A 14,587-nucleotide genomic window follows, 5' to 3' on the forward strand; every position below is an offset into this window, starting at 1 on the left:
GAAACGTGGCTGGAGGACAGCCGCTATCTGAACATGGCCCTGCTGGCCGAGCAGAAGAAGGAGTTCTTGCGCGCTGCTGCATAGCGGCGTGCGGCGTTCGGCGCTGCGGGCTACGCCCTTCGCACCGCACGCCGCACAGAAGATCAACTGAAACCACCGGCATCCGGTTTCTGCACAACTTGACGCACACAACTCACGTCTGTCCTGCTCGGCGCTGTTCTAGTTGGCCTGTTCGCCTACAGCCTCCTAAGCATCCTTTTCTTTGTGTTACTTACCTTGCATGGCGGGACGGCCTGACCAATGACTCTAGGCGGTCCCCCGCGTTGCGAGAGTTCTTTGTGGATGGTGCGCCGATCTGCTGCGGTCGGTCCCTTGCCATAACGACGCTGTGTCGATCGCCCGATAGGGACGACTTAGTGCCCCATTCCGCCGGGCAGCGCGATTTCGGCGACTGCGGCAACTGGCCCGTTTGGTCATTGAAGGCGGCTCCCCGGAGCGGGGACAGTTCGCCGGTGTTTGTCTCAACTGGCAAATGTTCGATCGCTTGAACTTTTTCCACCCTCGGCCCACGTGTAGGTGGGCGAGTTACATGCATGCGGCAATAACCGACGCGAGCTCAACTGCTGTAACGCCCCTCGGCATCTCATTCTTCGCGCACACGTGGATTGGCTCGTCCTTGCTCAGGCGGGGCGGTTTTTCTTTTGTATTTGTCGTTCGCGGACTAAGCTTCGATTGTGCCCCACTTCGCGTTGCGCGTTGTCTATCACCTTCATCCACACCGCACTGGACGAGCTTGCTTTGGCCTTGTCCGTCGCTATCCCGTGCCCGCCCCACGGCCACGCGGCATCGCGACTTGCGCCCGTTCGTGTTTTGCTTGCGCCGGGAGCTCACGACACACAAACTGAAGCACGCCGCCGCGCTGCGGTCGGTCCATAGCTGCCGGCTGTTTGCATGCTTGAAGTCTTGGGACGGCCGCGGAAGTGGTCTTCAAACAATCGAGCAGGTCTGGCCCGCAATGGACGCTAAACCGGCGCATCGAGCCAATTCCAAGGCGCTGCGGCAGCGGGTTGAGCCGACCATGGCCGAGGAAACGGAGCGAAGGGACCGTTGATCGACTGGCAAGCCATCAGTGCACAGGGTCGAGGCGCTACGGTTCAAGTTCGTGCCGAACCGCAAGGCATATTGTTCGTTTGGTTGACAGGCGTGGTGTACTCCGTGCCACGCTCGAGGAATTTATATGGATCACGACACAGGCGCGGACATCACCCTGCGCATCTACCGCATGCTATCCGGCCAGTGGGCGGGCCGTCTGTTTCTCGGCGAGAAGGAGCTTAGCGGGATAGCGGCCTGCAATAGCCCAGAGGCCGTAGAACAAGCCGCGCGGGAAACGGGCATGTACCCGGACCATATCGAGGTTTACTAGGCCGCTTCGATCCGCCCCTAAGGTTCACTGCGGTAGGGCCGTTGAACAGCCGTCTCTCCCGAACACGTACGTTGTAGACATGGTTCGGTTCATGCCGCTTTCCTACGGGCGGCCTTATTCGTTCTAGTCGCTAGACCCGCCCGCGTAACGGTGTTAACCGCACCGCCGCCGTGCAATAGTGTAGTCGTACCATCTATTCACACCGTGTCTTCGATGGACGCCCTGCTGCGGCCCATCAAAGGGTGCGCCTGCTGCCCGCGCCCATAGCCGCGCCCACCTGCCAGCCTCGGCTTTCTCCATCGGCGTAGTGGCCACAATCAATCGATTCACCGCCTTGTCGAGATGGCGCAACGCGTAGGCTTGTTGCGGGTGTGGAACGCGTCTATGCATGAGCGCCTCTCGATCTGAGTTGCAGGGTTACCAAATCCTTCAAGTTGCTCCGAGTCGTTCCGTCAATGTTCCGCGCTGTCCCCGTCGTTCCAGTTCGAACTGGGCAAGACACGGGAAAGTGAGCCAACGCTACGCTTGCCGCCCGATTCGCGCTACGCGCTCAAGTCAGCTACAGTGTCCAAATGGACAGTCATTCAGCGCAGCCCTTGGAAGCCATCAGGGAACAGATAGCCCGACTAGAAGCGAAGATTGCAACGCTTCACCTGTTGATCGCAAACCGGTCCATGTCCTTAGAGGACTTGCTAAGAGCTTCCGATCTGCTGGGGCTGCTCGGGCATGAGCTGGACCACTGGAGAGACCTTGAGGAGCTTGTCCGTCGTTCTACGCCATAACGCCGCCCTGCCCTTCGATTGGCGGCGCCCTAGCGCAAAAGCGACCAAAAGGAGGATACGATGAAATCTGCGATATGTGGGCGAGGCGGCCCGCCTAAATCACGCACGCCAACTTAGTTACGGATTGGTACTCGATAAACTCGTTCCGGCCAATGCTCATTGAGGTAGCAGTATTCGTCAGTTTCGAAACCGAGGACGTGAAGTAGATATGGCGTCGTTACGCACTCGATAGCACCGCTCAAACCGTACCGCCAATGCGACAAAAAGCTGCGCTCGTCGTGGAACGCATTTCCGCAGGCTACGCATTTAACGAAACGCTCCCGATACTCCGGCACCAGAGCCTTTGAGGCCCTATGGATACGGTCTAGCTCGGCCACCTCTCTGAACAGGGTGGCGCTGGCCGTGCGTTGCATTCCGCCCCCGCTGCGCCATTCTTCGGCGCGCTTTCTTGCCGCCGCTATCCGAGTTCGTACAGCTTCCTCTCGATCCGTTATGTAGCCCATGCCTTGCTCCCTAGGTGATTGTACCGTTTTGCGCATGCGCAGCGCGCGTGAGGCTTGGGCGACACGGAATGGATCCCGGCTACGTACCCATTCGCTCGGTTCCGGGATCACCCTCTAACTCTAAACGGAGCGGCATTCGGAACGCTTCGGTAATGCAGCGGCCTCACAATTTCTCTGCATTCCCTCGACGTGCAACTCCACTATCGTTTTACGCCTTCTGCTCGACGCTAGATAGCGGCCATTCGGCCCGATAGAGCCATACCACCAAGCGCGTTGCGCATCGACCGCCCGGGCCAAGCGGAATCCCTCTCGCAGCTAGGGCAGACGTTGTTAGCGGTAGAGTGGTGCACGGCTAGAACAGGCGCGGCAAACCTGAGATTCTCCCGACTCTCACGAACAAGAACCCTAACGCTCGTGAAAGCGCGGCGGGATCGGCTGCTCGGGATGGAACCTGTTAGGCGGCTAATCTCCCCGTGTTCTGACACGCGGATCGGTCACGCTGCCGTTTTAGTCACAGGCAGCGTCGCAACGTAAACCCCGTCTGCCGTGCGGCCCGCCAGCGCCAATGAGGCCGTCTCGTGTTGTACAGATCGAAACAGTCGCCGATTGAGCGTCGCGCACGGCGGACCGATTCGTAGGCGCGCAGGTAGACTTCTTCCTACTTGATGCTGCGCCACACGCGCTTGACGAACCAGGCGGTCGCCCCAAGGCACCCTAGCCGTCCATCGAAAGACGGACGGCCAACTTAGCACGGCCTCGGTGAATGCACTCGCCGAGAACTGCATGCCCTGATCGTGTAAGACGGAGGACAGGCCGTAACGTGAAAACGCTTAATCCTGCGCATTAACGGCATGCACCGCTTCCGGCCTAGAATGCTTCGCTCTTCCCGTTCACCGATGGACCCGCTACGCGTGACGCGCGCTTCGGTTCTCGTTCGCCGCACTATCCGATGAACTTCGTTCGATGAACGGCAGCGCCGATCCTTTCTCGTCCTCGGCGAGACGCCACGCTTGTTCGATCGCCTGCTGCACGATCGACCCAGCGCAGCACCCCTTAATGGCAGGGTCGTCGTTCTCGCCGTAGTCTGACCGGGGAGTCGTACGGACAAGGTCAAGAACCCGCTTGCTATGCTGACCGGTGAGCGCCAACTGCTTGAGCACATCCGCTTCGATTTGTTGTAGCAAAGACCCCGTCAGGACGCTCGCGGCCCTGTACCGCGCAACGGTAGCTGGAAGCACGTCACGGATCGCTGCGTCAAGCGCGATCAAAGCGTCCATGGCCCCCCAAACCCTGGCGGAGTTTCACCGGACTCAATGATTTGTGAACGGCATAGGCAGAGCGCTTCGCGGTATCTGTCCGGCGTGCGCATTAACGCCAGTGCTGCGGCACCTTCCGCATTGGTCCGAAGCCTGCGTCGCCAGCGGCCAATTCCAACGTAGGCGAGGATGATTGCTGCTAGACCGATTGGGACTAGAGCAATGAAGTAGGACCCTGGCTGTCGAATCGCCTCACTGCCTACGGAAAAGGAAACAGGGAAGATCTGTCTTTTCTCTTCGATGCACTACGTGCGCTCTTAGCAACGAGTGAGCCAAGGTGGCGCATTGTGCAGCGGCGCCGTTGGTGAGTTTTATCATCCTCGGCGATCTACCCCGTTCAACGCTCGTTTCGCCTGGCGAGCGGACGCTCTTGGGACGTCGTCAAACGATCTCGCGTTCGGGGGTGCTCGACTGAGTGCGCTTCGCAGACGGTCGAGACGGCGCTTTTGAACACCGTCTGAATGCCCGTCGGCGACTGCAGCGCAAGGACATATTGGTCGAACGCCACAAGCTGGCCGGTCAATTTGATGCCGTTGACCAGAAATACCCAAACGGCTTTCTGTTCGCGCGTCAGGGCGTTCAAAAAATCCCCTTGAATGTCACTCGCATTGATGGACATGGTGACTACCCGCTGTTTGATTGACAGAACGGGCCGTTTTCGTTCGCGCCGTTCGACGACACTACCCCGACGCGACCCTATCCCGCATCTTCGTCATAGTAGCGCGCAGCGGCTTCGAGCATGCGCCGTCGCTCCGCCCGCACGTAAATCGACGTGGTCTGCAACGAGGCATGTCCGAGGATGGCCTGTACGACGTCGGTCGGCATCTCGCGTGCCACCGCGCGTGTACCGAACGTGTGCCTAAAAGCATGTGCCGACGTGTTCGCCAGCTGCACCAGGTCGTCCGTGCTGAAGTCCGCCAACGCGGCGCTTTCGTTAGCCAGCCGTTGTGCGGCCATGCGAACGAGCCGTCCCAACGCACCGACGGTATAGGGTGCATCGTCGGCGTCCGGGTCATGCCGCTCGAACGCCGCGCGCGTGGCCGGGATCCACTGCGGTGCGATCAGCGGCCCCTGCGCTTGCGGCGCATCAAAGTCGCGGCCCCGATCGTGCCAATGCGCGCGCAGCGCGGCGATGGTGGCGCCGCTCACAGGTACCGTGCGTTGTTTGCGACGCTTGCCAACGATGCTCAACGTCCATACGGCTGAAGCGCCATGGCTAGCGTCAGTCCTGTTACCCGGCTCGACCGGGGTCGTCGTTTCCGAGGTCGTCTTCGCCGTCGGACCCGGCGCGGTGCGGCGCGACGCACGGCGACCCTCGGGAACCTCGGCGATGCGCAAGTCTTCGCGCCGCGCAAGCGCGGCTTCTGCCCGCCGCAGCCCGGAATCGCCCATCAGCAAGATCGCCGCCCGTGCGGCGCGCCACTGCCGCGCCTCCGCATCGGAATCGCCATCAGGAGCGGCATCCGGCTCGCCCGCCTGCTGTCCCTCGCATCGTGCGTCCAGGGCCTGGCGCACCTGCGCCCAGAGTTTCGCCGGCAGCGCCCGGTGCACCTGCACCGATAGTTCCCGGGTGATGGTCGCCGGTTCGTGGACCGCACTCCACGGATTGCCCGCGAGATAGCGAACCTCGACCAGCCACGCAAACGCGGCGCGCAGCACGCGCACTGCATAGGCCTGACTGTCCGCGGACAACCCTTCCGGGGCGAATGGCCGCCAGCGACCGCTTGTGCGCGGGCGCTTGGGTCCGGTGAACGACGCCAACGGCGCCTTCAAAAAATCCTTGTACGCCTCGCAGTCCTCAACGCTGAGCGATGACAGCGCCTTCTTTCGAACCACTACGCTCCACAGGATCAGCCGCTCGAGTTCGCGGGTATAAGCCCGCAAGGTCGTCGGCCGGTCCCGATAGCGATGCAGGTATGCGTGTACCGCCGCCAGATCGTGCTCGGCGCGAATGAACGCGAAACTGATGGCCCGGTTGAAACCGGCTGCGCCCGACAACTCGGCCGGCACCGCGAGGTGCTCGAACGGCGCCAGGCGCGGCGCGCTCGGATCGCCGCCAACCACAATCACGCGATCGTCGCCCTTCCCGGCGCTCGCGCTTGCCGGCACCAGAGAGGCTGTGTCGACGTCGGCCGCGACCTTGGCGCCGAGCGTCGCTTCATGCCGCCGCAGCCAGGCAACGATCGTCCGGGCGCGCAGCGCGCCGATGCGTGGCACCGAGCGCCACCAACTGCCGCCGCGCGCGTTGCAGTACTCAATCAGCGCGCCGAGCGTGCCGATGCCCTCCCCGCTCAGACGCTGGGCGATCAGCGGCCGAAACCACAGGTGTACCGGGTGGGTCGAGAGTGGCACGGCGGCCGCGAGCGTCGACGCCTGCTCGACCATCCGCAACGTCATCGCGGTGAGCTTCGCGCTGCCATGCTGCTTAATCGATGCCTTTAGATGGTCCGCCAGCACCGAGGAGCCGTGCAGCAGCGCGAGCTGGACGAGGTCATCGCGCATCGTGCGCAGAAACCGCTCCATCGCATCGGCGCTCGCCGCGTGCGGCGCGTGTTCCGGATCGTAGTAGAGCCGCGCGATGGTGGCCGCGGGCAGGCGTTGCACGAACGCGCGCAGCGCGGTGAAGTCGGTGCGCGTGTAGGTGCGCGGCGGCGGTAGCGTCAGCTGTTGCGGTTGATTGGCCATCGCGATGTGCTGATTGGTTCGTCCATGGAAGCCAACGGCTCCCCACATGCGGCTCGTTCGGTGAGTCTTTCCAAGGAAACGACGGTGAGCTTATTTGGGCGACGCGTCCCATCCGACTGTGAACAACCGCTGGTCCCAGACGACGGGCTGCGGCGCCGACACGACCAGCCGCCCCGCATCCCGATGTGCAGGATTGACCACGGCATTGCATTCCGCCCGCGCGACCACCGACGGCACGACCAAAATAGCCGAGCGCCCTTCCTCAATCCACCGGTCGCCGAAGCGCCGCGCGACCTGCGCATCGGGGGCATCCCACCCCGCCGGAAGCGCAGCGACGTCCACACGCTCAACGGCTACGTCGCCCGGTACCTCGGCTTCCACCCACACGTGATGCTTCGGGACTTTGCCGATCCGGGCGTGCACCAGCACCTCGAGCATCGCCCCCGCAAAATTCAGCGCCCCATAGATCACCGGCCGTCCCGGACTGTTGAAACGGCCACCGACTAGCATCGCGCCGGTGCCGCTCCAGATCGGGTGACGCCGGTCCGCAATCCGAAAGATCCGCATCAGGCCGGAGCCCGAGCTTCATGCGCGCGCTCACCCTCGTCTACATGGAGCCTCATGCCGGCAGCCCATAAAACAGCTTCCACAACAACTCCTCGACGCGCCGCGCGCCGAGTTCGGTCAACGCGACGTCGACTGGCGTGCGGCCTTCGAGCAGCGGGTGCGCGGTGTTCAGAAACTCCCGCGTATCGGCCTCGTCGTCCCACACGTAGCGGGCGGTCGCGACGATGCGCGCGAGCCGTTCGGTTTTTTCGGACTCGTCGGGGCTGAGCTTGTCGCGGCGGCGTTTAAACGTCGCTTCCGGCACGATGCGCGCGAGCAGCGCGCGGCGCTCCTCGGCGCTGCGCGTCGCGTGTTCAACGCCTTCCTTCAGCGCCGACTTCGGCAAGCCTTCGCGCACCTGCGCATCGAGTTCGGCGACCGTGTGCGGCACGCGGGGCAGCGCCATCACCGCCGCAATCTGTTCGGGCGACACCAGCAACATGGCGGCCTCCATAGGATCATTTGAACTGTCATTATAGTCCAAATGAACCTGCGCCCCGCTCTGCACTGAGCGTAGAGCACAGTACCCGACATTATAGGGATTAAATCCTTCGCTGCTAATAACAACTATCAGACAGACAAGTCGATAGGTCGGCAGAGGACGGCCTTGGCGGCCTGGCACATTGCTGACGGCGCTTCGACGCCGCAAGTGCATGCCAATAGGCACTCAGGCGCGATCCGCTCATGCGGCCGCGTTTGACACGAAGACCGCCTTCGTGCCCGAACGCGGGAAGTCAGCGCAAGATCCACCAGCTCATAGAGATCGACCGTAAGACGATCCGCCGTTGTCAGTCGATCTTCGAACCGCAGCGAGTCTCGGACGAGGCAAATCGCGAGTGGATCGACCAGCACATACGACTGAAGCGCAATGCTCAAGCGATTTACCAGGGATCTGGTCGAACCAGTCCTGCTTTAGTGCGAGCTACGACAGCGTCAAACGCTTTGTGCGCGCCCTCCGGCACGTCGATGCGGAGCAGTTTGACCTTTTGAGCGCGCTCCGGCTGAGGAAGCCCAAGTTAATTATGGTGATGGCGCGCCGAGGCGTGATCCCAGGGACGGGCCGTTATCGGCGCTCGCGCTTGTTCAACATGACGCTACGCTATTCGCGGCGCAGCTTCGGGCAAATGGTCTCGAAGTCCAGCAAGCAGGTTCGGCACAACTAACCGATGGCTTCAACAGGATTCAAGCGATGGCACTCCGGAAATTGCGAGCGCGCCCGGCGCCTAGGTTAGCCTCACCAGTGCCAATTTTGCAATGACGCGATGACGGGGTGACGCGGTGAGACCCGCTGTAGACAGAAAACAGCGACAGCGATTCTTAATGGGCCCGTGCAGTTTATCGGAGTTTAGCGGCACAGACCATTAGTTGCGTTTTATCGCTGCTGAATTGCTCGCGTTCGTTCGGTCCTGGTCACATTAATTTCGCCATAACGCGAGCAAAGCGTACGACGCCAATCGATGGCGCACTGCACTTTCCGCCTCGCGACACTCCCAGAAGAATCACTTGCGTCCATGGGTGATACGTCGCGGTATCAGATCGAAGCGACGAAGCCCCCGCGCAGTCTCGGCGCGGGGGCTTCGTGATCGCATCCGAATCAGACCTTTATGGCGCGCTCCACGGGATGCGGTTCCTTCAGCTTGTTCGCCACGCGTGCGGCCGCGAAATTCGATGGGTTCGGCGGACGCTTCAGATATTGCCCCGCACCGCGCACCGCGCGAAGATCGCCATCGGTCCAAGCGAGCGCGCCGCGTGTGCGCGTGTGCGTCGCCACGCCCTGCACGGTCATGCCCTCGAAGACATTGAAGTCCACCTGCTGATGATGCGTCTTCACCGAAATCGTGCGCGACGCCTGCGGATCCCAGACGATCCCCGTTGCCGCTGAAAAGTTGAGGCACGCCAGCCCAAGCGCGCGGCGGCAATATTGTGTCGGGCGGCCGAGGGAAAAGAACGTGGTTCTCTTAAATCGTGATGCCCGCGCATTCGCCGCCTGGCTCGCGCCATGCTGCTTCGCGTCGGTGGAAAGTGCTCGCCCTCGACGCAACCAGGTCCGCATGGGCGCCGAACCGCACTGCGCCGTTGCGCGGATACAGGTTGAAGATCTGCGCCGCGTTCGTCGAGGTTACGCGCACGAACTCGTTCGGCGTAAGACGTCCCATGTTCACGCCGTGATGCCACAGCACGGCCATGCGATCTTCCACGCCGCCGCAGCCGTTCGGGATCTTGGTGAAGTCCTCGCGTCCCATCGCTTTCTGCGACGCGCAGAAGACGCAGTGATCAGTCGCCGTGGTAAGTTGCAGCCTGCGCGTCAGCCCATGCCGCTGGATCGTTACTTAAAGACCCGACATGTGTGCGATACGAATAGGCGAGATGTGTTGCTGGCAGAGGCGCATGGCGAGAGCCAACGACGCCAGCATGCTCGGTCCTTGTCGGTCGGCGACGATGTTCAGGACAGCTTGTGGCTATCGTCGCGGTCCTCGCCTTTCGAAACTGCGCGTGATCAGCGCGGTCGCGGGGTTCCAAACTCGATGAACAACTGACCGACGTACTGCCAGCAAATGACGTTGAGCCTTTGATGCATCGAGTGTTTTCCGGTCCCTCAGTGAACGACGTCCTCGTGCCTGACCGAAGCACGTGCCCTAACACGACCATTGACCCGGCATAAATGTCCCGCCAGGTAGCAGTGTGGATAACATCCGTTCGTCCTTTAGTCGAAGATAGCGTTCCCTTGTTCGCCGAGGGAGCCAAATCGACTGTATCGCTTTTTGGCGAGGATTCGTCTGTTCAGCGTCGTTTCCTGAGAGATACCGTGCCGATCTGACGCTTGAACCTGACGTTCATCACCGCCACTTGGACGAGAGCGGCTATCTGGTTGGCACTTAGCAGCAGATCGTCAGTCTCCCGCAGATCGACCTTGAATTCGAAGATCATTTTATTGTCCTTCCGCCTTACTGCTAAATCGACTCCCTGCTCCGGCCGAACGTCGAGCAGCGTTGCAATCATTTCATCGATAGTTCGACGCCGCGGGGCGTTCAACATTTTGCTCGCGCGCACGGCCATCTCAGTCTCGCCAATCGACTTTCGGATTTTAAGTAGCGTCGCCCCGAGCTCCCATGTGAAGTGCTTTAGCTCGAATAGTTGCAGGACCGAGGGCGGGAGCTTTGATATTGCTACAGCCCTTGTCAGTCGGTTCAATCCCCATGCAGGCGACGCGGCGACCGCGCTTACCATCGTCGTCCATCGTCCCTGTTGCAACCCTCGTTGATAGTCAGCGGCGAGCGCCAACGGCGAAATGTTCGATACGGTACGCCGCGCCTCATGCGGGCCGTTGCCGTCGAGAAGGTTAGCTATTTCTGACCACGACCGGCCAAGGGGATCTATTTCTAAAGCGCGTAGACAAAGTGCGTCTAATCCGTGCTTGCGTGCCAGTCGTATCAATTCCCGGGCCGTCGACGGCCATACGCCAGCCGTCTCGAATAGCGCCAAGATCTGCGGCGGCAACTTGCACACGGCGATAGCACGGCTCAGTGCTTCAGCAGTGACCTTTGGAGAGAATCGCGCGAACGCAGCTATCGCCTCGCGCTGATTGTTCCAGGTACTCCCGAGTCCCGCATGGTACAGCGCTGCCAACGCAAGAGGATCACGTGCAATAGGGATTCCAGCCAAAGCGGTCATTCTTTTACTTCTCCGTCAGAGGCCCAATTATCCTGCTCACTGGTGTGCCGCGAAACGTCGAAACGCAGTGTTTTTGGGGCCCTTTTCCTCTTTAGCGGATTGGCGGAATGTGCAATTGGTAGCCGGCGCTAACCGCGCGATAACTGCGAAGCGCATCGCGATTTAGACGAAGGGTTGTCGGTCCGTGGCCGACGCGTGACTAAGTGTCGCCGACTTAGAGCCGCACCCCTCCTTTCACGTGATCTCTGAGCGCGGTGGTGCATCTGTGGCGCATAGCACCTAGGCCTGGCGACCGGCGTCATCCCGGTCTCATGATTCCCGCGCCCACCAACCGAATGAGGAGACGCGCATCGCGATCTTGAAAACCGTCACGGTCGAGCACAGCGGCGCGGATCACCGGCCTCAGAAAGAATGGTACCGTCACGCGAAGCAGGGACCTCTCGATCGCTAGCCTTCTGCAGTTGATTATTCATTCGGACCAAACGGCTGAGCACTGTTTCCGCAACGCGCGGGGGCACTGCGGCCCGGGTCGTACATCGTCGATGATCCCATGCCGGTGCCCCTAGATGCGTCGTCGGGCCTTCTTTGCTTGCCCAGGGGTACACGACTGGCCCATGGCGACGTGGTGACATATTCGCTCGGACAAACGCCGACCTGCAGCGAAATCGACGACGTAACACCACAAGCCGTACTTGAATCCAGCAAGACAAGACGCACGCACTATTGCGTGCGATCAACGCTCATCACCGATAGCGTGCTCAATCCGTCGCGACCACGCCCTATTGCGATGGTCTATCAGCAGACGCATTCGCGACGATTCGGGCAAAGCACCCGTGCGCTGGAAGTCAATGGCGCGTTCATTCAACTGCAAGTCCGAAGACCTGTCGCACAAGGTCGGCCGGGCGCAACGTCAGTGACCGATGCTTATGCGCAGGGGCGGGCGTGTGCGTTCAGCAGTGCTTCCAAGACGGGGGAGCCGTGCAAAGTTCACTCCTAAGAGTTTACTTGAAGTAAACCGCGTTTACGAATATGCTCCGTCTGAACCGAATCACCCTTTTTTTGATCGTCTTCATCTCAAAAGCGGGTGACACCCAAAGTTTAGGGGAAACCAATGTCCGAAAGCGACGTCCTTATTTCGAAAACTTTGGCGATCGACGACGCGCCGACCACCATCGCCGATCTGCTATCTATCAAGGAGCGTAGTCAGCGCGCCTTCAGTCATAGGCGCGACTTGCTGCTTGAACCATACCCACGAAAGAAGGCGCCCGTCTTCACATCGAGCGACATCATCTCCCTCTGTGGTCTGTCTCGCGACCAGTTTAAGTATCTGACAAAAAAGGGAGAGCTGCCAACCGGTCATCAGCTGGCACACAAGCGCGCAAAAGAGTACTCGCTGGCCGACGCTATTGCTTGGGTGCGAGGCACGTCCAAGCGCTCGCCGCGTCCTGAAGGCGTTCGAGGCCGGATCATTGCCGTGGCGAACTTCAAGGGCGGTGTCGCGAAGACCTCGACTGCGGTGGCACTTGGCCAGGCCCTGTCGCTCGCTGGCCGCCGAGTTTTGGTGATCGATTGTGATCCGCAAGGGTCCGCAACTCAGCTATGCGGCTACGCGCCGGACGCAGAGATAGAGGAGAAGCACACGATTCTTCCGCTCATATATCGGGAGCATTCGACCCTTGACTACGCCATCAAAGAGACGTACTGGCAGGACTTGGATTTAATTCCCGCGTCGACGATGCTATTCGACGCGGAGTTTGAGATTCCGAAACAGATCGCCGATGCGTTGGAGAAGCGGGTGCATTTCAAGTGGTGGGACATCCTGCGGATTGGGCTAGAACCGGTCGCCGAGGCGTACGACGCGGTCATTATTGATACGCCGCCGTCGCTGAGTTACATCACGCTCAATTCCTTGGTCGCCGCGGATGCAATCTTAATGCCCTGCCCACCCGAGGGATTGGATTTTGCGAGCTCTACGCAATTTTGGGATTTGGCGGCCGAGACATTATCGGGCGTGCCAGGTTTCGAAGAGTCAAAGACTTACGACTTCGTAAGTATTCTGCTCACTAAAGCGCGCAATACGGATCTTTCTAGGAAAGTGCGGCAATGGCTAGCCGATGCATACGGCGAGCGCTTGCTCCCCTTCGTGGTTCCGGAATCTTCTGTCCAAGCTACGGTGGCCGCGGGGCTCTGCACCATCTATGACACGACGAAGTCCGATTGGAGTAGTGGGACCTACGCGCGTATTCGTGAGCCGCTGGATCAGCTAACCGAGTTTGTGAATTCTCATCTCGAGCGCGCTTGGAAACGGGAGGCCCGCAGTGAGTAGGTTCAAGGATCGACTGTTTGAAAAGATGACAGTGCCGGAGACAAAGCCGCAGGCGGCTGCGAGCGATTCGCCTGCTTTTGCCGCAGCTTCCGAACAACCGCGAACCTCGCCTGGGCGACTCCTGGATGCCCAAAATCGGATACTCGAATCTGATTCACGCAGAGTTGTAGCCGAAAGCAAACTTTCGGAAGCGCTGGTGCGCATTCAGAGCCTCGAGGCCGCAAAGGCAACCGGCGAGGCCCTCGAGTTGCCAACAGAGAGACTCCACGAAGTAGCCGGCCGACGCCGATACATGTCGGCGGAGAAGTACGCGGAGCTTCGGGAAAATCTTCGCCACAATAAACTTGTGCACCCGGTGGTGGTCTTGCCACGAGCCGACGGCGAATGGGATATCTGGTCCGGACACCATCGTTGGGATGCACACAAAGATCTTGGTAAGACGATGATCCGCTGTGTTCTCGGCACCGTCGACAACGAGATCGAGGCTCAAGACGGCGCGTTCTTCGCCAACCTGATGCAGTCGGACCTGACGGACTATGAAAAATACGTGGGTTTGAAGCGATTCCATCAAGGCCACCCTGGACTTTCGCAAACGGACGTCGCAGAGCGAACGGGGCTTAGCAAACAGTTCGTCAGCGAACTCTTCGCGTTCGATCGCCTACCGGCGGAGGCGTTGACGATCATCGAGGCTAACAAGGGGATGATCGGTAGTCGCACCGCATCGGAACTTGCGAGCGTCACTGAATCCGGCAAGGCTCGGCGAGTGATTGAAGCGATCCGCCTCCTTTCCGAAAAGAAGCTAGACCAAGGCCAGAGCGTGAAGTTTGCGCGCGCAGTCGAGTCCCCTGCTCGAACCTCCTCCACACCGGAAACGTTCAAGGTCAAAGCAGGCAAGGCTACTTGGTGCAACGTGCGCCGCGTGAAGAACGTGATGCGCCTGGAGTTCAAAGATGAAGCCGAGGCCGCTCAGGCGCAAGAGGCGATACGCCAGCATTTGGAGCAAGTGGCGCAGTCGCGAGCCGGGACAAAAAACTAAGTCTTTGATTTGATTGCTGTCTGCTTTTCGGACAGCAACGGAGGAACTTGGATGTAGACCGTATAAAAGACAAAAGCCTTCGGCGCCAACCGAAGGCTTTTGAATGAGGGCTTGGCTGGAACCGTGCCCCGCGACACTCACCGACTGGAATCGGCAAGAGCCTCAACAACTCCGAGTGTAGCGGATCGCGGCAGTCAGTCAAGAAAAACCAATCCATTTTTTGCGAATGGACGACTGA

Annotated in this window: 9 protein-coding genes and 3 pseudogenes; 4 read left to right on the top strand and 8 right to left on the bottom strand. The window is 60.3% G+C overall.

Annotated elements, in window-relative coordinates:
* Positions 1 to 1,237 precede the first annotated feature (1,237 nt).
* Entirely contained in the window at positions 1,238 to 1,423 is a 186-nt protein-coding gene (locus GV035_RS26655) for a hypothetical protein (protein ID WP_159838735.1), read from the top strand.
* A 2,190-nt stretch (positions 1,424 to 3,613) separates the two neighbouring features.
* On the opposite strand, the gene GV035_RS26660 is transcribed toward GV035_RS26655, so the two are convergent.
* The 5 genes from GV035_RS26660 to GV035_RS26680 all read right to left on the bottom strand — a co-directional run bounded on the left by GV035_RS26660 (position 3,614) and on the right by GV035_RS26680 (position 7,757).
* Positions 3,614 to 3,985 carry a DUF2471 domain-containing protein gene (locus tag GV035_RS26660; protein WP_159838737.1) on the bottom strand — a complete coding sequence of 124 codons (372 nt, stop codon included), beginning with the start codon at positions 3,983 to 3,985 and terminating at the stop codon, positions 3,614 to 3,616.
* A 376-nt stretch (positions 3,986 to 4,361) separates the two neighbouring features.
* Positions 4,362 to 4,643 (bottom strand): RNA chaperone Hfq, encoded by a 282-nt coding sequence (locus GV035_RS26665; RefSeq protein ID WP_159838739.1) that lies wholly within the window; start codon positions 4,641 to 4,643, stop codon positions 4,362 to 4,364.
* 77 nt (positions 4,644 to 4,720) lie between these two features.
* Positions 4,721 to 6,709 (bottom strand): phage integrase family protein, encoded by a 1,989-nt coding sequence (locus GV035_RS26670; protein ID WP_159838813.1) that lies wholly within the window; start codon positions 6,707 to 6,709, stop codon positions 4,721 to 4,723.
* 90 nt (positions 6,710 to 6,799) lie between these two features.
* Positions 6,800 to 7,276 (bottom strand): RES family NAD+ phosphorylase, encoded by a 477-nt coding sequence (locus tag GV035_RS26675; RefSeq protein ID WP_159838741.1) that lies wholly within the window; start codon positions 7,274 to 7,276, stop codon positions 6,800 to 6,802.
* A gap of 52 nt (positions 7,277 to 7,328) precedes the next feature.
* Positions 7,329 to 7,757 carry an antitoxin Xre/MbcA/ParS toxin-binding domain-containing protein gene (locus tag GV035_RS26680; RefSeq protein WP_159838815.1) on the bottom strand — a complete coding sequence of 143 codons (429 nt, stop codon included), beginning with the start codon at positions 7,755 to 7,757 and terminating at the stop codon, positions 7,329 to 7,331.
* 242 nt (positions 7,758 to 7,999) lie between these two features.
* On the opposite strand from GV035_RS26680, the pseudogene GV035_RS29620 reads away from it, so the two are divergent.
* Positions 8,000 to 8,466 (top strand): annotated as a pseudogene (locus GV035_RS29620) (IS21 family transposase); the annotation flags it as partial.
* 443 nt (positions 8,467 to 8,909) lie between these two features.
* Here the strand turns inward: GV035_RS29620 and GV035_RS26685 are convergent.
* The 3 genes and pseudogenes from GV035_RS26685 to GV035_RS26695 form a co-directional block, all read right to left on the bottom strand.
* A pseudogene (locus GV035_RS26685) lies at positions 8,910 to 9,179 on the bottom strand (dihydropyrimidinase); the annotation flags it as partial.
* 175 nt (positions 9,180 to 9,354) lie between these two features.
* Positions 9,355 to 9,633, bottom strand: a pseudogene (locus tag GV035_RS26690) (amidohydrolase family protein); the annotation flags it as partial.
* Between the two features lie 463 nt (positions 9,634 to 10,096).
* A complete protein-coding gene (locus GV035_RS26695) occupies positions 10,097 to 10,987 on the bottom strand; it encodes a hypothetical protein (RefSeq protein ID WP_159838743.1) in 891 nt (296 codons plus the stop codon).
* Between the two features lie 1,111 nt (positions 10,988 to 12,098).
* Between GV035_RS26695 and GV035_RS26700 the strand changes: the two genes are divergently transcribed.
* Entirely contained in the window at positions 12,099 to 13,313 is a 1,215-nt protein-coding gene (locus GV035_RS26700) for a ParA family protein (RefSeq protein WP_159838745.1), read from the top strand.
* Positions 13,306 to 14,349: a ParB/RepB/Spo0J family partition protein gene (locus tag GV035_RS26705; RefSeq protein ID WP_236572853.1), complete on the top strand. Its 1,044-nt coding sequence runs from the start codon at positions 13,306 to 13,308 to the stop codon at positions 14,347 to 14,349. The genes GV035_RS26700 and GV035_RS26705 overlap by 8 nt, the downstream gene beginning before the upstream one ends.
* The last annotated feature ends 238 nt before the right edge of the window (positions 14,350 to 14,587 follow it).

Source organism: Burkholderia sp. 8Y (assembly GCF_902506145.1).
GTDB lineage: Bacteria > Pseudomonadota > Gammaproteobacteria > Burkholderiales > Burkholderiaceae > Caballeronia.